General features: G+C 71.7%; 22 protein-coding genes and 1 riboswitch. Of the genes, 11 read left to right on the top strand and 11 right to left on the bottom strand.

Annotation, left to right across the window (positions count from 1 at the left end; translation table 11 throughout):
• Positions 1-84: 84 nt before the first annotated feature.
• The 5 genes from carB to pyrR are packed head-to-tail and all read right to left on the bottom strand — an operon-like array spanning position 85 to position 7,396.
• Entirely contained in the window at positions 85-3,363 is a 3,279-nt protein-coding gene (gene carB, locus HCK04_RS01075) for a carbamoyl-phosphate synthase large subunit (RefSeq protein ID WP_142644962.1), read from the bottom strand.
• Positions 3,356-4,582 (bottom strand): glutamine-hydrolyzing carbamoyl-phosphate synthase small subunit, encoded by a 1,227-nt coding sequence (carA, locus tag HCK04_RS01070; protein WP_142644961.1) that lies wholly within the window; start codon positions 4,580-4,582, stop codon positions 3,356-3,358. The genes carB and carA overlap by 8 nt, the downstream gene beginning before the upstream one ends.
• Positions 4,579-5,910 carry a dihydroorotase gene (locus HCK04_RS01065; RefSeq protein WP_205829666.1) on the bottom strand — a complete coding sequence of 444 codons (1,332 nt, stop codon included), beginning with the start codon at positions 5,908-5,910 and terminating at the stop codon, positions 4,579-4,581. Before HCK04_RS01065 ends, carA begins: the two co-directional genes overlap by 4 nt.
• A complete protein-coding gene (locus tag HCK04_RS01060) occupies positions 5,907-6,842 on the bottom strand; it encodes an aspartate carbamoyltransferase catalytic subunit (RefSeq protein ID WP_142644959.1) in 936 nt (311 codons plus the stop codon). The genes HCK04_RS01065 and HCK04_RS01060 overlap by 4 nt, the downstream gene beginning before the upstream one ends.
• Positions 6,839-7,396 (bottom strand): bifunctional pyr operon transcriptional regulator/uracil phosphoribosyltransferase PyrR, encoded by a 558-nt coding sequence (gene pyrR / locus HCK04_RS01055; RefSeq protein ID WP_168065543.1) that lies wholly within the window; start codon positions 7,394-7,396, stop codon positions 6,839-6,841. The genes HCK04_RS01060 and pyrR overlap by 4 nt, the downstream gene beginning before the upstream one ends.
• Before the next feature lie 490 nt (positions 7,397-7,886).
• Between pyrR and HCK04_RS01050 the strand changes: the two genes are divergently transcribed.
• From HCK04_RS01050 to HCK04_RS01035, 4 genes are all read left to right on the top strand, one after another.
• Entirely contained in the window at positions 7,887-8,381 is a 495-nt protein-coding gene (locus HCK04_RS01050) for a transcriptional regulator (protein ID WP_030508976.1), read from the top strand.
• 187 nt (positions 8,382-8,568) lie between these two features.
• Complete coding sequence (locus HCK04_RS01045; RefSeq protein WP_142644957.1) at positions 8,569-9,813, top strand: arginine deiminase; 1,245 nt, start codon at positions 8,569-8,571, stop codon at positions 9,811-9,813.
• Between the two features lie 66 nt (positions 9,814-9,879).
• Positions 9,880-10,149, top strand: coding sequence for a hypothetical protein (locus HCK04_RS01040; protein WP_142644956.1), 270 nt, complete (start codon positions 9,880-9,882; stop codon positions 10,147-10,149).
• Entirely contained in the window at positions 10,142-10,573 is a 432-nt protein-coding gene (locus HCK04_RS01035; protein ID WP_142644955.1) for a type II toxin-antitoxin system VapC family toxin, read from the top strand. The genes HCK04_RS01040 and HCK04_RS01035 overlap by 8 nt, the downstream gene beginning before the upstream one ends.
• Positions 10,574-10,715: 142 nt before the next feature.
• Here the strand turns inward: HCK04_RS01035 and HCK04_RS01030 are convergent, their stop codons facing one another.
• Together HCK04_RS01030 and HCK04_RS01025 are read right to left on the bottom strand one after the other, a co-directional pair.
• Positions 10,716-11,153 (bottom strand): SAV_6107 family HEPN domain-containing protein, encoded by a 438-nt coding sequence (locus HCK04_RS01030; RefSeq protein WP_076432068.1) that lies wholly within the window; start codon positions 11,151-11,153, stop codon positions 10,716-10,718.
• Positions 11,154-11,556: 403 nt separating this feature from the next.
• Entirely contained in the window at positions 11,557-12,411 is an 855-nt protein-coding gene (locus tag HCK04_RS01025; protein ID WP_240970789.1) for a L,D-transpeptidase family protein, read from the bottom strand.
• A gap of 126 nt (positions 12,412-12,537) precedes the next feature.
• On the opposite strand from HCK04_RS01025, the gene HCK04_RS01020 reads away from it, so the two are divergent.
• Together HCK04_RS01020 and HCK04_RS01015 are read left to right on the top strand one after the other, a co-directional pair.
• Positions 12,538-13,014, top strand: coding sequence for a YbaK/EbsC family protein (locus tag HCK04_RS01020; protein ID WP_142644954.1), 477 nt, complete (start codon positions 12,538-12,540; stop codon positions 13,012-13,014).
• Positions 13,015-13,058: 44 nt separating this feature from the next.
• Entirely contained in the window at positions 13,059-13,637 is a 579-nt protein-coding gene (locus HCK04_RS01015; protein ID WP_142644953.1) for a GNAT family N-acetyltransferase, read from the top strand.
• 16 nt (positions 13,638-13,653) lie between these two features.
• Here the strand turns inward: HCK04_RS01015 and metF are convergent, their stop codons facing one another.
• Entirely contained in the window at positions 13,654-14,586 is a 933-nt protein-coding gene (gene metF / locus HCK04_RS01010) for a methylenetetrahydrofolate reductase [NAD(P)H] (RefSeq protein WP_142644952.1), read from the bottom strand.
• 140 nt (positions 14,587-14,726) lie between these two features.
• Here metF and HCK04_RS01005 point away from each other — a divergent pair, with 140 nt between their 5' ends.
• On the top strand, positions 14,727-15,794 hold the full coding sequence (locus HCK04_RS01005) for a polyprenyl synthetase family protein (RefSeq protein ID WP_142644951.1): 1,068 nt from the start codon (positions 14,727-14,729) through the stop codon (positions 15,792-15,794).
• A 113-nt stretch (positions 15,795-15,907) separates the two neighbouring features.
• Here HCK04_RS01005 and thiE read toward each other — a convergent pair whose 3' ends face one another.
• Genes thiE through HCK04_RS00990 form a run of 3 tightly spaced genes read right to left on the bottom strand, consistent with a single transcriptional unit; the run spans position 15,908 to position 18,186 of the window.
• On the bottom strand, positions 15,908-16,552 hold the full coding sequence (thiE, locus tag HCK04_RS01000; RefSeq protein WP_142645215.1) for a thiamine phosphate synthase: 645 nt from the start codon (positions 16,550-16,552) through the stop codon (positions 15,908-15,910).
• A gap of 37 nt (positions 16,553-16,589) precedes the next feature.
• Complete coding sequence (locus HCK04_RS00995; RefSeq protein WP_142644950.1) at positions 16,590-16,964, bottom strand: Rv2175c family DNA-binding protein; 375 nt, start codon at positions 16,962-16,964, stop codon at positions 16,590-16,592.
• A 43-nt stretch (positions 16,965-17,007) separates the two neighbouring features.
• Positions 17,008-18,186 (bottom strand): FAD-dependent oxidoreductase, encoded by a 1,179-nt coding sequence (locus HCK04_RS00990; protein ID WP_168065541.1) that lies wholly within the window; start codon positions 18,184-18,186, stop codon positions 17,008-17,010.
• Positions 18,187-18,357: 171 nt separating this feature from the next.
• Positions 18,358-18,468: riboswitch (TPP riboswitch) on the top strand.
• Between HCK04_RS00990 and thiO the strand changes: the two genes are divergently transcribed.
• The 4 genes from thiO (at position 18,457) to pknB (ending at position 23,068) form a co-directional block, all read left to right on the top strand.
• The gene (thiO, locus tag HCK04_RS00985) at positions 18,457-19,593 is read left to right on the top strand and encodes a glycine oxidase ThiO (protein WP_142644948.1); all 1,137 of its coding nucleotides are present in this window, start codon (positions 18,457-18,459) and stop codon (positions 19,591-19,593) included. (Overlaps the previous riboswitch by 12 nt.)
• Positions 19,590-19,790, top strand: a complete 201-nt coding sequence (thiS, locus tag HCK04_RS00980) for a sulfur carrier protein ThiS (protein WP_079320013.1) — start codon at positions 19,590-19,592, stop codon at positions 19,788-19,790. The genes thiO and thiS overlap by 4 nt, the downstream gene beginning before the upstream one ends.
• Before the next feature lie 2 nt (positions 19,791-19,792).
• Entirely contained in the window at positions 19,793-20,557 is a 765-nt protein-coding gene (locus HCK04_RS00975) for a thiazole synthase (RefSeq protein WP_142644947.1), read from the top strand.
• Positions 20,558-20,962: 405 nt separating this feature from the next.
• A complete protein-coding gene (gene pknB, locus HCK04_RS00970) occupies positions 20,963-23,068 on the top strand; it encodes a Stk1 family PASTA domain-containing Ser/Thr kinase (RefSeq protein ID WP_260617009.1) in 2,106 nt (701 codons plus the stop codon).
• The last annotated feature ends 37 nt before the right edge of the window (positions 23,069-23,105 follow it).

Raw genomic sequence — 23,105 nt, 5'->3', positions numbered from 1 at the left:
GTGTACCCAGCCCTCGTCGCTCCGGGTCGCTCGTACCTCGCCCCCCTCGCTCCTCAGTCCAGATTGCCAGCGCGCCCTCCGCGCTCAGTCTCGCAGCCTCCTGGCGTGTTCCTGCAGGGAACACACGTCGATGTCACCCCTGACGATGTGCTGGATGCCCTGCACGGCCGCCGCCAGGCCTTGGACGGTCGTGATGCAGGCGATGCCGCGGCTGACGGCGGCGGTGCGGATCTCGTACCCGTCGAGGCGCGGCCCGCCCTGACCGGGGCTGCCGAACGGGGTGTTCACGATGAGGTCCACCTCCCCGTCGAGGATGCGCCGCACGATCGTCGGCTCACCGTCGGGACCCGTCCCGTCGCTGTGCTTGCGCACGATCTTGGCACGTACGCCGTTGCGGCGCAGCACCTCGGCGGTGCCCTCCGTGGCAAGGATCTCGAAGCCGAGGTCCGCGAGCGCCTTCACGGGGAAGATCATTGCCCGCTTGTCCTTGTTGGCGACCGAGACGAACGCCCGCCCCTTGGTCGGCAGCGCGCCGTAGGCCGCCGACTGCGACTTGGCGAAGGCCGTGCCGAAGAACTCGTCGATGCCCATGACCTCGCCGGTCGAGCGCATCTCCGGCCCGAGCACGGTGTCCACGCCGCGGAACCGGTTGAACGGCAGCACCGCCTCCTTGACCGCGACCGGCGCGTCCAGCGGCAGCGTGCCGCCGTCGTAGCCGGCCGGCAGCATGCCCTCGGCGCGCAGCTCGGCGATCGTCGCGCCCAGCATCAGCCGCGCCGCCGCCTTGGCCAGCGGCACCGCCGTCGCCTTGGACACGAACGGCACCGTACGGCTGGCCCTCGGGTTGGCCTCCAGGACGTACAGCACGTTGGAGGCCATGGCGTACTGGACGTTCAGCAGGCCGCGCACGCCCACCCCGCGGGCGATGGCCTCGGTGGCCGCGCGGATCCGCTTGATGTCGAAGCCGCCCAGCGTGATCGGCGGCAGGGCGCACGCCGAGTCGCCGGAATGGATGCCGGCCTCCTCGATGTGCTCCATGACGCCGCCGAGGTAGAGCTCCTCGCCGTCGAACAGCGCGTCCACGTCGATCTCGATGGCGTCGTCGAGGAACCGGTCGATCAGCACCGGGTGCTCGGAGGCCGCCTTCGCCATGTACGCCCCGAGGGTGTCCTCGTCGTACACGATGGCCATGCCGGCGCCGCCGAGCACGTACGACGGCCGCACGAGCACCGGATAGCCGATCTCCTCGGCGACGGCCTGAGCCTCTTCCACGGTCGTCGCGGTGCCGTGCTTGGGCGCGGGCAGCCCGGCCTCGGCGAGGACCCGCCCGAACGCGCCGCGCTCCTCGGCGAGGTGGATCGACTCGGGCGAGGTGCCGACCACGGGCACCCCCGCGTCCTTGAGCGCCTGGGCGAGCCCGAGCGGCGTCTGGCCGCCGAGCTGCACGATGACGCCGGCCACCGGCCCGGTCTCCTGCTCGGCGTGCACGACCTCCAGGACGTCCTCCAGCGTGAGCGGCTCGAAGTAGAGCCGGTCGGAGGTGTCGTAGTCGGTCGAGACGGTCTCGGGGTTGCAGTTGACCATCACGGTCTCGTAGCCGGCCCTGGACAGCTCGAACGACGCGTGCACGCAGGCGTAGTCGAACTCGATGCCCTGGCCGATGCGGTTGGGCCCGCTGCCCAGGATGATCACCTTGGGCCGGTCCCCTGCCGGCACCTCGGTCTCCTCGTCGTACGTGGAGTAGAGGTACGGCGTGCGCGCGGCGAACTCGGCGGCGCAGGTGTCCACGGTGTTGTAGACGGGCCGGACGCCGAGCTCGTGGCGCGCGGCCCGCACCTCGGGCTCCGGCACGCCCAGGATCTCGGCGATCTGCGCGTCGCTGAAGCCGTGCCGCTTGGCCAGCTCCAGGGTGGGCCGGTCGAGCGCGGTGATCGACCGGGCGACCTCGTCGATCGCGAAGAGCTGGTCGACGAACCACGGGTCCACCGACGTGACCTCGTGGATCTGCTCGGGGGTCGCGCCCGCCCTGATCGCCTGCTGCATGGTGCGCAGCCGTCCGTCGTGCGGCCTGCGGCAGGCCTCCAGGAGCTCGTCCAGGTCGCCGGGCTCGCCCGCCCAGGTGAACGACGACCCCTTCTTCTCCATCGACCGCAGCGCCTTCTGCAGCGCCTCGGGGAAGGAGCGGCCGATCGCCATCGCCTCGCCGACCGACTTCATGTGGGTGGTGAGCGTCTGGTCGGCCCCGGCGAACTTCTCGAACGCGAACCTCGGCACCTTGACCACGATGTAGTCGAGCGACGGCTCGAACGACGCCGGGGTCTCCTTGGTGATGTCGTTGGCGATCTCGTCGAGGGTGTAGCCGATGGCGAGCTTGGCGGCGATCTTGGCGATCGGGAAGCCGGTGGCCTTGGACGCCAGCGCCGACGACCGCGACACGCGCGGGTTCATCTCGATGACGATCATGCGGCCGGTCTTCGGGTCGACCGCGAACTGGATGTTGCAGCCGCCGGTGTCCACGCCGACCTCGCGGATGACCGCGATCGCGACGTCGCGCATGTTCTGGTATTCGCGGTCGGTCAGCGTCAGCGCGGGCGCCACCGTCACGCTGTCGCCGGTGTGGACGCCCATCGGGTCGATGTTCTCGATGGAGCACACGATGACCACGTTGTCGTTGCGGTCCCGCATGACCTCGAGCTCGTACTCCTTCCAGCCGAGGATCGACTCCTCCAGGAGCACCTCGGTGGTGGGGGACGCGTCGAGGCCGGCGCCCGCGATGCGGCGCAGCTCGGCCTCGTCGTGGGCGAACCCGGAGCCGGCGCCGCCCATGGTGAAGCTCGGGCGGACCACGACGGGGTAGCCCAGCTCGCCGGCCGCGGCCAGGCACTCGTCCATCGTGTGGCAGATCGCGCTGCGCGCCGACTCGGCGTTGAGGCCGCGCTCGGCGGCGACCTTGGCGACGATCTCCTTGAACCGCTCGCGGTTCTCCCCCGCCTGGATGGCGTCGATGTCGGCGCCGATCAGCTCGACGCCGTACTTGTCGAGCACGCCCGCCTCGTGCAGCGCCACGGCGGTGTTGAGCGCCGTCTGGCCGCCCAGCGTGGGCAGCAGCGCGTCGGGCCGCTCCTTGGCGATGATCTTCTCGACGATGTCCGGCGTGATCGGCTCGACGTAGGTGGCGTCGGCGAACTCCGGGTCCGTCATGATCGTGGCGGGGTTGCTGTTGACGAGGACGACCCGGAAGCCTTCGCTGCGCAGGACGCGGCAGGCCTGGGTGCCGGAGTAGTCGAACTCGCACGCCTGTCCGATGACGATCGGGCCGGAGCCGATCACCATGACGGACCTGATGTCCGTACGCTTAGGCACCCTCGGCCCCCTTCTTGTCGTCGGTGTCCTCGGTCGCGCTCCGTCGTGCCGGGGGCGCGCCGAATGACCGAGCCTCGCTCGCAGGCAGGGAGGCACGCTGCGCGCCGCTCCCTCGCTCCCTCCCGCGCTCCATCAGCTCGCAGAACTCGTCGAACAGGTACGCGGCGTCGTGCGGGCCCGCGGCCGCCTCGGGGTGGTACTGCACGCTGAACGCGGGACGCTCCAGCAGGCGCAGCCCCTCCACGCAGTCGTCGTTGAGGTTGACGTGGCTCACCTCGGCCGCGCCGTACGGGGTCTCGAAGGGGCCGTCGAGCGGCGCGCGCACGGCGAAGCCGTGGTTGTGCGCGGAGATCTCGACCTTGCCCGTCCTGCGGTCCTGCACCGGCTGGTTCACCCCGCGATGGCCGTACCGCAGCTTGTAGGTGCCGAGGCCGAGCGCCCGCCCGAGGATCTGGTTGCCGAAGCAGATGCCGAAGAACGGCACGCCCGCGTCCAGCACCTCGCGCAGCGACTCGACCGCGTAGTCGGCCGTGGCGGGGTCGCCGGGGCCGTTGGAGAAGAAGACGCCGTCCGGGGCTAGGGCGAGGATGTCGGCCGCCGTGACGGTCGCCGGCAGCACGTGCACCTCGCAGCCCCGCTCGGACATCCGCTCCGGCGTCATCGCCTTGATGCCGAGGTCGACCGCGGCGACGGTGAAGCGCTTGCGGCCGCGCGCCGGCACGACGTACGGCTCGGCCGTGCTGACCTCGCGGGCCAGGTCGGCGCCCTCCATGCCGGGCGAGCGCCGCACCCGCTCGACCAGCTCGTCGATGTCGCCGCCCTCGCTGAAGACGCCCGCGCGCATCGCGCCGCGCTCGCGCAGGTGGCGGGTGAGGGCGCGGGTGCCGGGCATTGCGATGCCGACCACGCCCTGGTCGCGCAGGTAGTCGTCGAGCGTCCTGCGGGAGCGCCAGTTCGACGGGATCCGGGACGGCTCGCGCACCACGTAGCCCGCTACCCAGACCCTGCCGGACTCGGGGTCCTCGTCGTTGACGCCGGTGTTGCCGATGTGCGGGGCGGTCATCGCCACGATCTGGCGGTGGTAGGAGGGGTCGGTGAGCGTCTCCTGGTAGCCGGTCATGCCGGTGTTGAAGACCATCTCGCCGAACGTCTCGCCCACCGCGCCGTACGGGGTTCCTTCGAAGACGCGTCCGTCCTCGAGCACGAGCAGGGCTGTCATACGAGCTTCCCTTCGAGAACGGTGGGGCGGCCGCGCAGGAACGTCGCGACGACGCGGCCGGGCAGGGTCAGCCCCTCGTAGGGGGTGTTGCGGCTCTTCGACGCCATCGCGGACGGGTCCACGGGCTGCCGGACCGACGGGTCGTACAGGGTGACGTTGCCGGGGGCTCCGGCCTCGATCGGGCGGCCGTGGCCGGCGAGCCTGCCGATCCTGGCCGGCCGGGCGGACATGCGGTCGGCGACGCCGGCCCAGTCGAGCAGGCCGGTCTCGACCATGGCCTCCTGGACCACGGACAGGGCCGTCTCCAGGCCGATCATGCCCATGGCCGCCGCGGCCCACTCGGTCTCCTTGTCCTCGACCGGGTGGGGCGCGTGGTCGGTGGCCACGCAGTCGATCGTGCCGTCGGCCAGCGCCTCGCGCAGCACCCGTACGTCGTCGGCGGTGCGCAGCGGCGGGTTCACCTTGTAGATCGGGTTGTACGGCCCGAGCGGCGAGCTCTCCGCGCAGGAGTCGGTCAGCAGCAGGTGATGGGGGGTGACCTCGGCGGTCACGTCCCAGCCCTTCGACTTGGCCCAGCGGATGATCTCGACGGAGCCCGCGGTGGAGACGTGGCAGACGTGCAGCCGGGAGCCGACGTGCGCGGCGAGCAGGCAGTCGCGCGCGATGATCGCCTCCTCGGCGACCGCCGGCCAGCCGGTCAGGCCGAGCCTGGCCGACACCTCGCCCTCGTTGAGCTGGGCGCCCTCGGTCAGCCTGGGCTCCTGGGCGTGCTGGGCGACGACGCCGTCGAACGCCTTGACATACTCCAGCGCCCGGCGCATCAGCACGGCGTCGGACACGCACTTGCCGTCGTCGGAGAAGACCCGCACGCGGGCCGCGGAGTCGGCCATCGCGCCGAGCTCGGCGAGCTGGCGGCCCTCCAGGCCGGAGGTCACCGCGCCCACGGGCTGCACGTCGCAGTGGCCGAACTCCTGGCCGAGCCGCCAGACCTGCTCCACCACGCCCGCGGTGTCGGCCACCGGGGAGGTGTTGGCCATCGCGTGGACGGCGGTGTATCCGCCCCGCGCCGCGGCCTGGGTGCCGGTCTCGACGGTCTCGGCGTCCTCCCGGCCGGGCTCGCGCAGGTGGGTGTGCAGGTCGACCAGGCCGGGCAGGGCGACCAGCCCGTCGGCGTCGATCGTCTGGTCGGCCTTGGCGCCCGCGAGGTCGCCGGTCTCCGCCACGACGCCGTCGCGCAGCAGGATGTCGCCCGGGGCGCCGCCCAGGATCCGCGCGCCCTTGATGAGGATGGTGTTCACAGTTCCCCCGTGAAGGTCGTACGTGCTCATTCGGCGCCTCCGATCGCGGGCTCGGAACCGCCGAGCAGCAGGTAGAGGACGGCCATCCGGACCGTCACGCCGTTGGTGACCTGCTCGACGATCGTCGAGCGCGGCGAGTCGGCGACCTCCGCGGAGATCTCCATGCCGCGGTTCATCGGGCCGGGGTGCATGACGACGGCGTCGTCGTGCAGGCGGGCGAAGCGCTCGCGGTCGAGGCCGTAGCGTCGGCTGTACTCCCGCGCCGAGGGGAAGTAGGCCGCGTTCATCCGTTCGAGCTGGACCCGCAGCATCATCACGACGTCCGACTTGGGCAGCACGGCGTCGAGGTCGTACGAGACCTGACAGGGCCAGGTCTCGACCGCAACCGGAAGCAGGGTCGGCGGGGCGACGAGCGTCACCTCCGCGCCGAGCGTGTGCAGCAGCAGCACGTTGGACCGGGCGACCCGGCTGTGCAGCACGTCGCCCACGATGGCGATCTTCAGGCCCTCCAGGCGGCCCAGCCTGCGGCGGATGCTGAAGGCGTCGAGCAGCGCCTGGGTGGGATGCTCGTGGGTGCCGTCCCCGGCGTTGACCACGCTGCCGCGCACCCAGGTGGCCAGGCGGTGCGGCGCGCCCGAGGCGCTGTGCCGGATCACCACGGCGTCGGCGCCCATGGCCTCCAGGGTGAGCGCGGTGTCCTTCAGCGACTCGCCCTTGGACACGCTCGACCCCTTGGCCGAGAAGTTGATCACATCGGCCGACAGGCGCTTGGCCGCGGCCTCGAAGGAGATGCGGGTCCGGGTGGAGTCCTCGAAGAAGAGGTTCACCACCGTGCGGCCGCGCAGCGTGGGCAGCTTCTTGATGGACCGCTGCGAGACCTGCGCCAGCTCCTCGGCCGTGTCGAGGATGAGGAGCGCGTCGTCGCGGGTGAGGTCGCCGGTCGAGATCAGGTGATGCTTCATCGGTCGTCCTCCTTGATGAGCACGACCGCGTCGCGCCCGTCGGTCTCCTCAAGGAAGACCTTGACCTTCTCGCTCTTGGAGGTCGGCAGGTTCTTGCCGACGTAGTCGGCGCGGATCGGCAGCTCGCGGTGGCCGCGGTCGACGAGCGTGGCGAGCTGGACGGCCCTGGGCCTGCCCACGTCGTTCAGCGCGTCGAGCGCGGCGCGGACGGTGCGGCCGGAGTAGAGGACGTCGTCCACGAGGACGACGGTCCTGCCGTCCACGCCGTTCTGGGGAAGTTCGGTGCGGCCGAGCGGGCGCGCGGGCCGCAGGCGCAGATCGTCGCGGTACATCGTGACGTCGATGGCGCCGACGGGGACCTTGATCCCCTCGAACTGGGCGATGCGCCCGGCGATGCGGTGCGCGAGAGTGGCGCCGCGGGTGGGGATACCGATCAGGACGACGTTCTCCGCGCCCCTGGTGCGTTCGAGGATCTCGTGTGCGATCCGGGTGAGCGCCCGGTGGATGTCGGGCCCTTCCAGTACGGCGCGGGCCTGATTTCGGGCATCAGACATCAAAAAGTCACCACCTTTCCCGCCTCACGGGACGGGTCTTAAAAGGGTGTCGGTTCTGCTTAGAGTATCAGGGCCGTCTGCGAACCCCCCTCCCGCCAGGGGTGATGCCACCGCAGGGGGTGTTCGCCCTCGGCGTGACGAGGACGTGCCGGGGCCTTCGGGGACCCTCCGGCGCCGTTCACGGGGACGCGCCGGGGACGTCCGGAAGACGGGCGAGAGACGGGCCGGGGATCGGAAGCCGCATCACACCGGGTGTCGGTGATTTCGGTGAGAGCACTGTTTCACGCTCTTTTTTCCAATCAGCTTGACCTTTGGGAGTGTCGGCTTTACCGTCACTGTCCGTAACCACAACACGCGACCTTCCTGGGTAAAACCCGACGCAGCGGTCACCGAAGGTGCCGGTCTCGGGCACCAGCCCCGGTGTACGGAACGCTTAGGACAAGGACGCACAATCAAGTGAGAAGAGACATAGAAAGCCGGGGGCCACACGATGCCGTCTGACTACGCCAAGTCGCTGGGCGCGCGCCTGCGCGCCATCCGGACCCAGCAGGGGCTGTCCCTGCATGGTGTGGAAGAGAAGTCCCGCGGACGGTGGAAGGCCGTCGTCGTGGGCTCCTACGAGCGGGGCGACCGCGCGGTGACCGTGCAGAAGCTCGCCGAGCTCGCGGATTTCTACGGAGTGCCGGTGTCGGAGCTTCTTCCGGGCGGAGCCGCCCCCAGCCCGCTTGCGCCCGCTCCCAAGTTGGTCATCGACCTTGAGCGCCTTTCGCAGCTGCCGAAGGACAAGGCCGGTCCGCTTGCCCGTTACGCCGCGACCATCCAGAGCCAGCGGGGTGACTACAACGGCAAGGTGCTGTCCATCCGGCAGGAGGACCTGCGTTCGCTGGCGGTCATCTACGACAAGTCGCCGGTCGAGCTGACCGAGGAGTTCATCCACTGGGGCGTGCTCGACGCGGAGGCCCGCCGCGCCGTCGAGTCCTTCTGACCTCCCACGGGTCCGCACCCGGCTCCCCGCGGCGATGCCGGTCGTTTCCGGCACGCGCCGTGCCTGGAGCGGTCCGGGCGGCGCCTTCGCGGCATCGGCGCCGGCGGGCCCCTTCGTCACGGGCGGCGTCTCCGCGACGGGGAGCCGCCCGTACGGCTGATTCCCGCCACGCGGGGATAGGCAGGACATGACGTTTTTCGTGGGCTCCGAGGTGGGCAGGCTCCGCCGGGTTCTGGTCGACATACCCGAACTCGCGCTAAAGCGGCTCACCCCGGGCAACAAGGACGCCCTGCTGTTCGACGACGTGCTGTGGGTGCAGCGCGCTCTGGAGGAGCACCGGGAGTGGTGCGAGGTGCTCGCCGGGCGCGGCGTCGAGGTGCATCACCTCGGCGACCTCCTCCGGGAGGTGATCGAGATCCCCGACGCGCGCAAGCACATCCTCGACGGCAGCGTCGACGAGCACTGGTTCGGCCCCCTGACCGCCGACGCGATCCGCAACACGCTCGACGCCCTCGACGCGGACGCGCTCGCGCCGCTGCTGACGGGCGGGATCACCAAACGCGAGATCCTCGAACTGGGCTGCGACCCGGCCTCCATCGTCTTCCACACCCTCGGCCTGGACGACTTCGTCCTCCCGCCGCTGCCCAACCACCTGTTCGCCCGCGACACCTCCTGCTGGATATACGACGGGGTGTCGATCAATCCGATGCGCAAGAAGGCCCGCAGGCGGGAGACCGTCAACTACGAGGCGGTCTACCGGTGGCACCCGCTGTTCGCCCCGGGCTACGGCAACCCGGACGGCGGCGGTTTCAACGTCTGGTACGAGGGCGTGCGCATGGCCCCGGCCACGATCGAGGGCGGCGACGTCCTGGTGCTCGGCGACGGCGTCGTGCTCGTCGGGGTGAGCGAGCGCACCCAGCCGCAGGCCGTGGAGATGCTGGCGACCAACCTGTTCCGAGCGGGGTCGGCGACCCGCATCGTGGCGCTCGTCCTGCCCAAGACCCGCGCGTTCATGCACCTCGACACTGTCATGACCAACGTCGACGTGGGCGTGTTCACCAAATACGCCGGGCTCGGCATGCTCCCGTCCTACACGGTGGAGCCGGGCGACACCGACAAGGAGCTGAAGATCACCGACCATCCGCCGGAGGACATGCACAAGGCGATCGCCCGGGCCATCGGCCTCGACGACATCAAGGTCCTCACGCCGACGCAGGACGTGCACGCGGCCGAACGCGAGCAGTGGGACGACGGCTGCAACGTGCTGGCGCTGGAGCCCGGCGTGGTCGTGGCCTATGAGCGCAACACCACGACCAACAACCACCTGCGCAGGCACGGCATCGAGGTCATCACCATCCGGGGCAGCGAGCTCGGCCGCGGGCGCGGCGGGCCGCGGTGCATGAGCTGCCCTCTGGAGCGCGACCCCGTCTGACCACAGCCGCGATCCCACCGGCCTGAATCCCCGCACCGCGCGAGCAGCGTCGGTATGATCCCGGGTATGAGCGGAGACAGGAAGGCGCGAATCACGATCACCGTGGACCCCGGCGTCCTTGAATACGCCGAGCACCTCGTGGCGACCGGCAAGGCCACCAGCGTGGCCGCCGTCTTCAACGACGCCATCGCGGAAAAGCGCATCACCGACCAGCGCGCGCTCGCCCTGCTGCGCGAACGCGCCCGCCAGGCCGACCCCGAACGGGTGGCCCGCATGATGCGGCACGTGAACCGCCAGCTCGCCGAGCATGGTTTCCCAGCAGCGTCCGGTGAGTGACTTCACCCCCACGCCGTACATCCTCGACACCAGCGTGCTGACCGACGTCGCCCGCGGGGACGCCGACGTCATCGGCCTCCTGCAGGACTTCGACCGGGCCGGTCAGACTCTCGTCGTCCCCGCACTGGCGGCCGCCGGGGCACTCCTCGACGGCCGCGGCACGCCGGACGCCCAGGCCCTGCTCGCCGGCCTGGCCGCGTTCGAGCATGCCGTCGTCGCCCCGCTGGACGGCATCGCACAATCCGCCAAGCTCGTCGACACGATGGCCGTCACCGGCCTCGACATCCATGACGCTCACGCCGCCGCAATCGCGGACGTCTCGGTCTGCCCGATCCTCACCCTGCGCGGCGGCAAATGGCAGCGACCGTCCCGGGCCCTGGACAACCCGCTGCGCATCATCGAGATCGCCGACCCCGACGAATAGGCCCCGTGGGACACGCTGGTGAGGCCTGACGCGATCCCGAGCGAGAGCCCCAACGCATGGCCGCTCCATAGCCCGCCTGGGCAGGGCTCGGTGCCAGCCGGCCGTGGGTTCGGCGTCGGGCGGGCATGGGCGGGGTGCGGGGTCAGCCGGCCATGGGGAGGGTGGGACGGCCGGGCAGGCCGAGGATCGACTCGACCTCGCCGACGAACCTGTCCGCCTCCGCTATGATTTCCTCCGCGTCGTTCTGCGTGACGGCGCGGACCATGCCGGCCTCGGCCGCCGCGCGCTTGGTCGCGCTCACCGCGAAGTAGGCCGCCCAGTCCGCGAGCTTGGGCTCGGCCTCCGGGAGCAGCTCCCAGGCGCTGCGCAGCCGCCGCCTGCGGCCGTCCATCGGACGTGGACGAGCCGCGAGGATCCCGGCGGCGGCGCGGAGAGCCGCCAGATGGGCCGAGACGTAGCGGTCCGCGGGTGTGGGCCCGACGGTGGCGTCAGCGAGGCATGCCCTGGCGTCCGCGAGGTGTGCCAGAACCGCCTGCGAGAGCCGGGGCCCGCTCTTCTGATCGTCGTTCTGCTCAGTCATGCCCGCCTCCTTGAGTCGTGGCACTCCGGCGAAGGTCGCCGGTGACCTCACAGTCGCAGATCGCACCGACAATTTCGCCGGCCGGAGATCCCGCGAACCGCTCGAGATCGCCCGGCGCTTTCCCAGGCTCCCGTGGGCGGCCGGACGAGGAGCTTCCCCTCTCCCCGTCCGGCCCACGCCGCGGGCCGTGCCGCATCCGTCTCCGCCGACGACGAAGGCACGGAACCAACGGGGTGGGCGCGAGCCGCGAGTCCCACGCCCACTCCATCGAACATAGATTCGATCATGTTCCCTGTCAAGACTGTCAACGAAAACGTGTTCGAGGATCGCGTTCGAAACGAGCGGGGCGGACGACAGAGGGGCCCCGCGCGACGATCTCGCGCGGGGCCCCTCCTGAAGGGAGTCAGCGCCTGAAGGCGCCCCTGACGTGCACCGGGACGCCCGTGCCGAGCATGCCCGGCAGGATCTCGGCCACGCTCATGGGCAGCCGCACGCAGCCGTGCGACGCCGGGTAGAGCGGCACCGACAGCGCGCCGTGGAGCGCGATGCCGCCGTTGAAGAAGATGGGGTTGTAGAGCTGCCCCAGGTAGGACCGGTGCCAGCCCTTGACCCGCCAGGTGGTCCTGTAGTCGCCGGTCGGCGTGCGGGCGCTGCCGGAGAACCGCTGCCGCTTGCCGTTCCAGGTGGCCCACTCGGTGTAGGGGATGCCGCTGCCGCTGGAGATGTGGCTGATCAGCACCGGCACGCCACCCCGATAGAGAACCATCACCTGCTTGGTCAGGTTCACCTCGACACGGTTCGCCTTGCCCCTGGGCACCAGGACCTTGGGCGCCCGGGGGTTCTCCAGCGCCCGCCAGGTGCGGGCGGCGATCGTGCTGGTCGGCGTGATCCCCTGCACCTTCTGGAACGCCCAGACCGCCATCTGCGTGGCCCCGCCGTACCGTCCGTCAATGCTGCCGGGCACATACCCGAGCTCCTTGAGCCGGGCCTGCAGCGCCTTGACGGCGGAGCCCTTGGCGCCGAGCTTGAGCGTCTTGCCCGGGGCGGTGAACGGCGCGTAACCGGTGGCGCGTGCGGGGACGGCGGCCCGCGCCGGGAGCGCCGAGGACGGCGAGAGCGCGGGAAGCGCCCCGAGCACGGCCTCCGCCGGTGCGGCGGTGCTCGCCTGGGCCGTGCCCGCGGCGCCGGTCGCCGCGAAGGCCGTCGCGAACGTCACGACCCCGGCCGCGACGAGTAGTCTCCGTCGACCCCTCATCATGACCAACCCCCTCATAAGCCGGTTTCTCGATCAAAGGACTCACCTTACGGTCCGATTGTGAGCCGCGTGATCGTAAGTGGCCATAATCGGCCGCGTATGTCCTGGCAATCCGTTTAGAGTGACCGGGTGGCAGAAAAGTTGCATCCGAACGTCGCCCGGGTTCAGGAGGCCCTGCGGGCCCACGCGGTGACGGGCGAGGTCGTCGTGCTCGACGAGGCCGCGCCGACGGCCGCCACGGCGGCGGCCCAGCTCGGCTGCGAGGTCGGCGCGATCGCCAACAGCCTGATCTTCGACGCGGACGGCGCGCCGCTGCTGGTGCTGACCAGCGGCGCCCATCGCGTGAACACCGATCTGATCGCGCGCCTCGTGGGCGCGGCGAAGGTGCGGCGGGCCACGCCGGAGTTCGTCCGCGAGCACACCGGGCAGCCCATCGGCGGCGTCGCCCCGGTCGGCCACCCCGCGCCCGTACGGACGCTGGTGGACACCTGGCTGAGCAAGCACGACGTGGTCTGGGCCGCCGCCGGGCACCCCCACACCGTCTTCCCGACCTCCTATGACGAGCTGCTGCGCATCACTGGAGGCACGTCGGCGGATGTGGAGTGACGCCTGCCGAACCGGCCCGGCGTCGCTTTGCTAGTGTGCGACGAGTGATCCGACTGCGACGGGTGGGGCCCGACGAGTTCAGGGCCGTGCTGGACACCGTGCTGGAGATCTACACGGTCGCCATGCGCCCGCCGTCGGACCAGCTCGCGGGCCGTATGGCGATCATGCGCAACCACGCCACCTATCCCGACTTCGACTGCGTGCTCGCGGAGGAGGCGCGGACCTCCGTCATCGCCGGCTTCGCGTACGGCTTCCACGGCGGCCAGGGGCAGTGGTGGCACGACGTCGTGCGGGGGGCGCTGCAGGACCGGGCCGGGCCGCTGGTGGCGGACGACTGGTTCGGCGACGCCCTGGAGATCGCCGAGATCCACGTGCGCCCCGAACATCAGGGCCGGGGCGTCGGCCGGCGGATGATCCACGCGCTGTGCGAGGGCCGCCCGGAGCGTACGGCCGTGCTGTCGACGCACGACGCCCCCACGGTGGCCCGGCACCTCTACCGGGACGTCGGGTTCACCGACCTGATGACCCGGTTCGTCTTCCCCGGCGGCTACGAGGAGTACGTCATCGCCGGGGTGCGGCTGCCGCTGGCCGAGCGCGAGGCCGCCGGGGCAGAGGAAAGCTGACGGGACCGGCCGGCTCTCAGCCGGCCACAGCGGCGGCGGGCACGCTGTGCAGCGCCTGGAACACCTCGCGGGTCGCGCTCGACCGGTTGAAGGTGATGAAGTGGATGCCGGGCGCGCCCTCGTCGAGAAGCTTCTGGCACATCTCGATGGCGTGCTCGATGCCGAGGCGGCGGACCGCGGCCGGGTCGTCGGCGACGGCCGCGAACCGCTCGGCCACCTCCGGCGGGAACGGCGCACCGGACAGCTGCTCCGACCGGGCGATCGTGCTCATCTGCGTGACGGGCATGATCCCCGGGATGATCGGGGTGTCGCACCCGTGGGCCGCCACACGGTCGCGCAGCCGCAGGTAGTCCTCGGCCCTGAAGAACATCTGGGTGATCGCGTAGTCCGCGCCGGCCCGGCACTTCTGCACGAAATACTTCGTGTCCGACTCGATGGTCGCCGACCTGGGGTGCTTGTACGGGAAGGCCGCCACGCCCACGCAGAAGTCGCCCGCCTGGCGGATCAGCCGCACCAGCTCCTCGGCGTACAGCACGCCCTCGGGGTGCTTGACCCACTCGTCCAGGGGGTTGCCGCCGCGCGGGTCGCCGCGGACGGCGAGGATGTTGCGCACGCCCGCGTCGGCGAACCTGCCGACGAGGTGGCGCAGCTCGCGGATCGAGTGGTCGACCGCGGTGAAGTGGGCGACGGGCGTCAGCGTGGTCTCGTGCGCCAGCCGCTCGACGATGTCCACCGTGCGGTCCCGGGTCGAGCCGCCGGCGCCGTAGGTCACGGAGACGAACGTCGGGCGCAGCGCCTCCAGCTCACGGATCGCCCGCCACAGCTGCCGCTCCCCCTCGTCGGTCTTCGGCGGCATGAACTCGAACGAGAACGAGCGCTCACCCGCGGCCAGCAGTTCGCGGACCGTCGGGACGCGATCAGGAAGCCGCGAGGGCAGACCGAGAGCCATACCGGCAAGGGTACAGCGACGGTGGTTTTGGCGGCCGTCACAGTCTTGCAATGTGGACATTTGCCCTATCAGAGCGAGTTGACACGATTGGAGGGGATCTGCTGATAGGTGTCTGGATCAACCCCGGTTAGTCTCAGAACATGACCGCTTCCGCCGCCTCGCTCGATTCCATCCGTACGGAGGTGGACCTCGCACTCCGGGAGTTCCTCGACCGGCAGCGACCACACTTCGGTGACCCCCATCTGGCCGTCCTGCTGTCCGCCGCGGAAGACTTCCTTGCTGGTGGCAAGAGGCTGCGGCCCGCCTTCTGCTACTGGGGCTGGCGCGCCGCCGGAGGAGGCGACGACCCGGGGCTGCGCTTCGCCGCCGCCTCGCTGGAGCTCCTCCAGGCCAGCGCGCTCATCCACGACGACGTCATGGACGCCAGCGACGTGCGCCGGGGCATGCCGTCGGCGCACCGCCGGTTCGAACGCATGCACACCGAGGCGGGCTGGCACGGGTCGGCGCCGCAGTTCGGCGAGGGCACGGCCGTGCTGCTGGGCAACCTGCTGCTGGTGTGGTCCGGGGAGATGTGGCGCACCAGCGGCCTCGCCCCCGAGGCGATCGCCGCCGCCCAGCCGATGCACGACTACATGCTCACCGAGCTCATGTGCGGGCAGTATCTCGACCTGCTCGAACAGGCGCAGGGGGAGAGCACGTTCGACAGCGCGCTGCGGGTGGCGCTCTACAAGAGCGGCAAATACTCGGTCGAGCAGCCGCTCCGGCTCGGGCTCGTCCTCGCCGCCCGGGCCCGCCACGCCTGGATCGACCGGCTCTGCGTGCAGTACGGCCAGCAGGTGGGCATCGCCTTCCAGCTCCGCGACGACATCCTCGGCGTGTTCGGCGACCCGGCGGAGACCGGCAAGCCCGCCGGTGACGACCTTCGCGAGGGCAAGCGGACCGTCCTGATCGCGCGTGCGCTCGCCTCGGCCACCCCCGCTCAGACGGAGGTCGTACGGTCCCTGCTCGGCGACCCGGAGCTGGACGCCGAAGGGATCGGGCGGTTGCGTACGGTGATCGAGGAGACCGGCGCGCTGACGGCGTGCGAGGACATGATCAAGCGCTACCTCGACGACGCGCTGCACGCCCTCGACCAGGCGCCGATCGAGGACGACGCCCGCGCCGCACTGGCCGCCCTGGCCGTGGCGGCCACGGCCCGCCGCACCTGACCGGACGACGGACATTCCTCACCTGGCGGCGGGCGTCCCGCCCCGCCTGACGCGGACGTTCCGCCGCGGGTGACGGGCGGGCGCCCCACCGTGCCTGAATGTGCGCGTTCCGCTCAGAGCGGGACGGCGGACAGCCGTGCCTTGAGCGCGGCGGCGGCGGCGCCCGGATCGTCGGCCTCGGTGATGGCACGGACGACCACGGCGCGGCGCACGCCGTGCGCCATCACCTCGTCGAGGTTGCCCAGGTCGATGCCGCCGATGCCGAACCACGGGCGGTCGGCGCCCAGGCTCGCGGCATGCTGAAGCAGCGCGGGGCCGGGCGCCGGACGGCCGGGCTTGGTGGGCGTGGGCCAGATCGGCCCGCAGCAGAAGTAGTCCACGCCCGGCTCCACGGCGGCGGCCGACGCCTCGGCCGCCGAGTGCGTCGACCTGCCGATGAGCACGTCAGGACCGAGGATCTCCCGCGCCACCGGGACCGGGAGGTCGTCCTGGCCGAGGTGCAGGATGTCGGGCCGCGCGGCGTAGGCCACATCCGCCCGGTCGTTCACCGCCAGCAGGGCACCATGCCTGTCGCAGGCCGCGCGGAAGACCTCGAGCAGCTCCAGCTCCTCGCGCGCCTCCAGGCCCTTCTCCCTGAGCTGCACGATGTCCACCCCGCCGGACAGGACCGCGTCGAGGAACTTCTCCAGATCGCCGCGGTCCCTTCTGCCGTCAGTGCAGAGGTAGAGCCTGGCCTGCGCGAGCCGCTGTCGCCGGATGTCGTCCACCCGACCACAATGCCATGCGGCGGCGGGGTCAGAAGCCGAGGGCCTGGGCCCTGCGCTTGACCTCCGTGTGCCGGCCCTTCACGATCGCGTCGATCGGGGCCCCGGGCAGCGAGTCGTCCGGGGTGAACAGCCACCGGATCGACTCCACCTCGTCGTACCCGGCGTCGGACAGGACGGTGAGCGTGCCGGGCAGGCCCTTGAGCACCTCACCGTCCGCGATGAACACCGCCGGGATCTGCGGCTCGCCGCCGCCCCGGCGGACGCCGACGAGCTTCTTGTCCTTGAGGAGTTGCTTGGCGCGGCCGACGCTGAGCCCCAGCTTCTTGGCGGCCTCCGAGAGGGGGAGCCACTCCCCTACGAGCTGGTCGGTCTCCCGGTCGATCTGCGCAACAGTAAGCGTCACGGAACCACCATTACCACAGGCGGGCCGCCACGAAACACCTCGATTAAGCCATAATGCAGTCGCGTAGCGGCCGGGCCGAATCCCCCACCCGCAGGGGGTCGAGCCGCCGGCCGCTCTCGATGATCTTCCGGCCCTGCACCACGTCGCGGGGGCGGTCGACGGTGAGCACCGCGGCGAGCCGGTCGTCGGCCTTCAGCCAGCACACCGCCCACTTCGGGTCCCTGCGCGGGTCGCCGCGCAGCACCATGCGGTCACCGGCCTCCCGGTGACCGGCGAACTGCACCATGTGGCCGAACTGCTCCGACCAGAAGTACGGCACCGGGTCGTAGACCGCCTCCTCGCCCAGCAGGGTGGCGGCGGCCACGTCGGGGGCCTGGAGCGCGGTGTCCCAGTGCTCGACGCGCAGCCGGGTGCGGAACCTGCGCGACCACCAGCTCGCGCAGTCGCCCACCGCGACCACGTTGGGCAGCGACGTGCGCAGGTGCTCGTCGACCACCACCCCGTCGTCGACCCGGACCGCCGACCCCTTCAGCCAGTCGACGGCCGGGCGCACACCGACGCCGGTGACGACCACGTCGGCCGGCACCCGGGCGCCGGACATGAGCGTGAGGCCGTCGGGGTCCACGCTGCCGACCAGCGCCCCGAGGCGCAGCTCGACGCCCGCCCGCGCGTACCAGCCGGTGGTGTGGCTGCCCACCTCGGGCCCGAGGGCCACGGCGAGCGGGCTCTCCCCCGCCTCCACGACGGTCACGGCGCACCCGGCCCTGGCCGCCGCGGTGGCGACCTCGGCGCCGATCCAGCCGGCCCCGACGACGGCCACGCGGGCGCCGGGGACCAGCCGCTCGCGCAGCGCGAGCGCGTCCTCGATCGTGCGCAGCACGTGCTGGCGGCCCTCGCCGCGCAGGCGGATCGGGGCGGCGCCGGTGGCGATCACCAGGCCGTCGTACTCCAGCTCTCCCTCGGTCGTCTCCAGCACGCCCTCGCGCAGGCCCTTGGCCGCCGTGCCGAGGCACAGCCGTACGTCGAGGGCGTCGAGATCGGAGTCGACCACGGTGGAGTCGGTCTCTCCGAGCAGCACCGCCTTCGACAGCGGCGGCCGGTCATAGGGGCGATGGTTTTCCTCGCCGATGAGCGTGATGCGTCCGGTGAACCCACGGAACCTCAACGCCTCGATGCTTCGCACGCCGGCCAGGCCGGCACCCACCACCACGACGTGATCCACAGCTCGACCATAGATTGCCGACAGGGGCCCTGGCCAACGGGGCCCCCATAACGAGTTGGGTAATTGACGCGCACTCGAACAGGCCCGGGTTGTGAGGCCCCGGGTGCTCTCACCACCCGGGCTCATCGGTCCCGCGATCGGCCGTTTCGGGCGGCGTACTACCCTTGGGGACGTAAGACGCGCGGGAGCCCGGCGGACCGGGCTGAGAGGAGAGCACGAGGCTCTCGACCGCCCCGACCTGATCCGGGTAATGCCGGCGAAGGGAGCGCTGTGTCCCGCACACCGCCACCCGGCGTTCAGTCCGGCTACGACGTCGTGATCGTGGGCGGCGGGGTGGAAGGCCTGGCCGCGGCCTGGCGCACCGTCCGGCGCGGCCTGTCGGTCGCGGTGGCCGACCCCTCCCCCGGAGGCGGCGCCACCCACGCGTCCGCGGGGATGCTCGCGCCGGTCAGCGAGGTGACCTACACGGAGGAGCCGCTGCTGCGGCTCGGTCTCGCGTCACTGGCGGCCTGGCCGGCGTTCCGGGCGGAGCTTGAGGACGAGACCGGCGCCGACCTCGACTACCGGACCGAGGGCACCCTGGAGGTCGCCCGCGGCGCGGACGACATGGCCGTCCTCGACGACCTCGCCGCCTTCGAGCGGACGCTCGGCCTGCGGGTCGAGCGGCTCACCGGGCGCGAGTGCCGCTCCTTCGAGCCGATGCTCTCTCCCTCCGTACGCGGTGGGCTGCTGGCCCGCGACGACGCCTGGGTCAACCCCCGCAGGGTCGTACGCGCCCTGCTCACGGCGTTCGAGAAGGCGGGCGGCACGCTGGTGACCGAGCGAGTCGCCGCGATCGACGCCCCGGAGGCGGGGGGTCCGTCCGTACGGCTGGAGTCCGGCGGGACCGTCGCGGCCGGGCAGGTCGTCGTGGCGGCCGGGTCGTGGTCGGCGTCCCTGCTGCCCGGCCTGCCGGTGCGCCCGGTCAAGGGCGAGATCCTCCGGCTGCGCGGGCCCCGGGGCTTCCTCACCCGGTGCGTCAGGGGGCTGGTGCACGGCTCCCCCGCCTACCTCGTCCCCCGGGGCGACGGCGAGATCACGCTGGGCGCGACCACCCAGGAGATGGGGTACGACGCGCGGGTCACCGCCGGAGGCGTCTACGAGCTGCTGCGCGACGCCCGCGAGCTGGTGCCCGGCATCACCGAGCTCGAACTCGCCGAGACGACGACCGGCTTCCGCCCGGGCACACCCGACAACCTGCCGCTCATCGGTCCCGCCGGGCCGCCCGGCGTGCTGGCGGCGACCGGGCACGGGCGCAACGGGGTGCTGCTGTCCCCGGTCACGGCCGACGCCGTCGCCGCGTTCCTCACCGGCGACGAGGTGCCCCCGGTCGCCCGGTTCTGCGATCCAGGGAGATTCAGCCAATGAAAGTCACGATCAACGGAGGCGCGGCCGAGCTGCCGGACGGCGCCACGGTCGGCGACGCCGTACGGACCCTCACGGCCCTCACGTCGGGGGTCGCGGTGGCGCTGAACGGCGAGGTCGTCAGCCGGAGCGCCTGGGACTCCACCCAGGTCGCCGACGGCGACGGCGTCGAAGTGCTCACGGCCGTGCAGGGAGGGTGAACATGACCGACGACGTCCTCGTGCTGGGCGGGGAGAAGTTCACCTCGCGGCTCATCATGGGCACCGGCGGCGCGCCGTCGCTCGAGGTGCTCGACCAGGCGCTCGAGGCGTCCGGCACCGAGCTGACGACCGTCGCGATGCGCAGGCTCGACCCGCAGTCGCGTGGCTCGGTGCTCGACCTGCTGCGCGCCCGCGGCATCAAGGTGCTGCCGAACACGGCGGGCTGCTTCACCGCCGGGGAGGCGGTGCTGACCGCCCGGCTGGCCCGCGAGGCGCTGGAGACCAACTGGGTGAAGCTGGAGGTCATCGCGGACGAGCGGACCCTGCTGCCCGACCCGATCGAGACCTTCGACGCCGCCGAGCGGCTGGTCGCCGACGGCTTCGTGGTGCTGCCGTACATCGGCGACGACCCGGCACTGGCCCGCAGGCTCCAGGACGCCGGGTGCGCGGCCGTGATGCCGCTCGGCGCCCCGATCGGCTCCGGGCTGGGCATCCGCAACCCGCACAGCATCGAACTGATCGTCGAGGCGGCCACGGTGCCGGTGATCCTCGACGCCGGCATCGGCACGGCCAGCGACGCCGCGCTCGCGATGGAGCTGGGCTGCGACGCCGTCCTGCTGGCCAGCGCCGTGACCCGGGCGCACCGGCCGGACCTGATGGCGGCGGCCATGCGGCAGGCGGTCACGGCCGGGCGGACGGCCCGCCTCGCCGGGCGCATCCCGCGCCGCCGCTACGCCGAGGCGTCCTCGCCCGCCCGCGCGTCCTGAGATCCGCCGCACAGTCCGGCGCCACGGTCCCGCACCACAGTCCGCCATCACAGTCCGGCACCACAGTCCGACCCCGTGGTCCGGCACCACGGTCCAACTGTGCGGACCGACCCTGCGGTCGGGCACCACAGTCCGCCATCACAGTCCGGCTCTGGGGTCCGGCACCACGGTCCGGCACCGCAGCCCGGCTCTGCGGTCCGGCACCGCCGTGGCCTCTGTCCTCCTCTCGCCCGCCTGCCCCGGAACGCCGGCGCGGGCGAGGCGGGAGGCGGCCGATTTCGCGTCTGGTAAGGCCGGTTTTCGGAATCGGTATGGCTTTTCGGACGGCGCGCGAGGCTGCCGAATAGGTCTCGGTTTGGGATTCGGGAACACGCCCGGCGGCAAATCACCCGTAAACTCTGGCGAGTGGACACGACGCTAACCGACCCGCTCGTGGGGCAGTTGCTCGACGGGCGCTACCGCGTCGAGTCCCGGATCGCCCGGGGTGGCATGGCCTCCGTATACCTGGCTCTGGACGTCCGGCTCGACCGCACGGTCGCCGTCAAGGTGATGCACCGCTCGCTGGCCGAGGACCCGCAGTTCGTGCGGCGTTTCATCGGCGAGGCCAAGTCGGTGGCCAGCCTCTCGCACCCCAACATCGTGCAGGTCTTCGACCAGGGCACCGACGGGGCGCACGTCTACCTGTCCATGGAGTACGTCCCCGGCCGTACGCTGCGCGACGTGCTGCGCCGGCGCGGCCACCTCCCGGCCCGCGAGGCCCTGGAGATGGTCATCCCGGTGCTCGCCGCGCTCGGCGCGGCCCACCAGGCCGGGCTCATCCACCGCGACGTCAAGCCCGAGAACGTGCTGCTCGCCGACGACGGCCGGGTGAAGGTCGTGGACTTCGGCCTGGCCCGCGCGATCGAGGCGACCAACCAGACCAAGACCGGCATGATGATCGGCACGATCGGCTACATGTCGCCCGAGCAGGTCACGACCGGCAACGCCGACGCCCGCAGCGACGTGTACGCCGCCGGGATCATGCTGTTCGAGCTGCTCACCGGGCGGCAGCCGTACTCGGGTGAGACGCCGATGTCGGTCGCCTACCGGCACGTGCACGAGACCGTGCCCGCGCCGTCGTCGATCGTGCCCGACGTGCCGCCGGTGATCGACGCGCTCGTCGCCGCGGCCACCGACAAGGACCCCGCCGCGCGCCCGGCGGACGCGACCGCGATGCTCGTCGCCGCCGTCGAGGTCCACCGTACGCTGCCGAAGACCGGGCACACCGACGCGCACGCCGCCCGCCACGGGGCCCCGGACACCGGCGCCCACAGCGGCGTGCGGACGGGCGCCCACCGGACCATGCCGCCGGCCGGCGGGGCCTCGTCGTTCGGCACGGAGTCGCACGGCACCGGGTCGCACGGCACCGGGTCGCACGGCACCGGGTCTCCTGGCACGGGGCCGCACGGCAGCGGATCGTTCGGCAGCGGGTCGTTCGGCATGGGGGCGCACGTGCTCGCCGAGCCCGAGTCGCCGCTCGGCCACACGATGATCCAGCCGCGCTCGGAACTGCTGACCGACCGGGCCGAGACGGGACGGCGCAGGGGACGCGGCGGGATCAGGCCCGTCTGGTTCGTCGCCGCGCTGGCCCTCGTCATGCTGGCGGGCGTCGCGTTCACCGGCTGGTGGTTCTCCCAGGGCCGCTACACGAAGGTCCCCGACCTGGTGAACAAGCCCGTCACCGTCGCGAGGCAGATGGCGCAGCAGGCCGGCTTCGAGGTGCGGATCGGCCAGGCGCGGTTCGACGACAAGGTGCCGAAGGACATCGTTCTCGACACCGAGCCGGGGCTGGGAGCCGAGGTGGTCAAGGGCTCGGTGCTCACCCTGATCCCGTCGGCCGGCCCGGAGCTGATCGCCGTACCGCTGGTCGAGAAGTACAGCCTGGCGGACGCCCGGGCGAAGATCGCCGATGCCGGGCTCACCCCCGGGCGGGTGAGCAAGAGCGCGAGCGACACCGTCCCCCGCGACCAGGTGATCCGCACCAACCCGCCGGTGGGCAAGCGCGTCAAGAAGGGCAGCACGGTCAACTTCGTCGTCAGCGCCGGGCTGCTGATGCCGGACGTCACGCAGATGATGCGCGACCAGGCGGAGAAGTTCCTGCGCGAGAAGGGCTTCAACGTCCAGGTCGACGAGACCACCGACGACGCCCCGCCGGGCACGGTGATCGCCCAGGACCCGGCCGGCGGCGCCGAGGTGGTGGCCGGGGCGACCGTCCACCTGACCGCCTCACGCGGCCCGGACCAGGGCTTCCACTGGCCGTGGGAGGCCAACCCCGCCGATCCCGACCAGACCCCGCCCGTCGTCGTCGCCGTCCCCAACGTGATGTTCAAGTCCGTCAAGGACGCGGCCAACGAGCTGAAGGCGGCCGGTTTCAAGGTCAACGTCCGCAGGGTGATGGGCACCGACCGGGTGGTCGGCGAGAATCCGCTCGGCCAGCAGCCGCCGGGCACCACCATCACCATCTGGCACTGATCCGCGCCTCCCCGCGCCTCGTCATCGTCCCCGGCGT

The sequence above is a fragment of the Microbispora sp. CL1-1 genome (assembly GCF_012034195.1).
Lineage (GTDB): Bacteria > Actinomycetota > Actinomycetes > Streptosporangiales > Streptosporangiaceae > Microbispora.
Note: the sequence above shows the minus strand (reverse complement) of the source record. Positions and strands in the feature narration are given on the sequence as shown.

What these genes read in the sequence shown, in the direction of transcription:
- thiS (WP_079320013.1), top strand. Translation starts at nt 19,590, where the DNA reads ATGAAAGTCACGATCAACGGAGGCGCGGCCGAGCTGCCGGACGGCGCC.
- HCK04_RS01060 (WP_142644959.1), bottom strand. Translation starts at nt 6,842, where the DNA reads ATGAAGCATCACCTGATCTCGACCGGCGACCTCACCCGCGACGACGCG.
- carA (WP_142644961.1), bottom strand. Translation starts at nt 4,582, where the DNA reads ATGACAGCCCTGCTCGTGCTCGAGGACGGACGCGTCTTCGAAGGAACC.
- HCK04_RS01040 (WP_142644956.1), top strand. Translation starts at nt 9,880, where the DNA reads ATGAGCGGAGACAGGAAGGCGCGAATCACGATCACCGTGGACCCCGGC.
- HCK04_RS01045 (WP_142644957.1), top strand. Translation starts at nt 8,569, where the DNA reads ATGACGTTTTTCGTGGGCTCCGAGGTGGGCAGGCTCCGCCGGGTTCTG.
- HCK04_RS01065 (WP_205829666.1), bottom strand. Translation starts at nt 5,910, where the DNA reads ATGAGCACGTACGACCTTCACGGGGGAACTGTGAACACCATCCTCATC.
- HCK04_RS01030 (WP_076432068.1), bottom strand. Translation starts at nt 11,153, where the DNA reads ATGACTGAGCAGAACGACGATCAGAAGAGCGGGCCCCGGCTCTCGCAG.
- HCK04_RS01025 (WP_240970789.1), bottom strand. Translation starts at nt 12,411, where the DNA reads ATGATGAGGGGTCGACGGAGACTACTCGTCGCGGCCGGGGTCGTGACG.
- HCK04_RS01050 (WP_030508976.1), top strand. Translation starts at nt 7,887, where the DNA reads ATGCCGTCTGACTACGCCAAGTCGCTGGGCGCGCGCCTGCGCGCCATC.
- HCK04_RS00975 (WP_142644947.1), top strand. Translation starts at nt 19,793, where the DNA reads ATGACCGACGACGTCCTCGTGCTGGGCGGGGAGAAGTTCACCTCGCGG.
- HCK04_RS01005 (WP_142644951.1), top strand. Translation starts at nt 14,727, where the DNA reads ATGACCGCTTCCGCCGCCTCGCTCGATTCCATCCGTACGGAGGTGGAC.
- pyrR (WP_168065543.1), bottom strand. Translation starts at nt 7,396, where the DNA reads ATGTCTGATGCCCGAAATCAGGCCCGCGCCGTACTGGAAGGGCCCGAC.
- metF (WP_142644952.1), bottom strand. Translation starts at nt 14,586, where the DNA reads ATGGCTCTCGGTCTGCCCTCGCGGCTTCCTGATCGCGTCCCGACGGTC.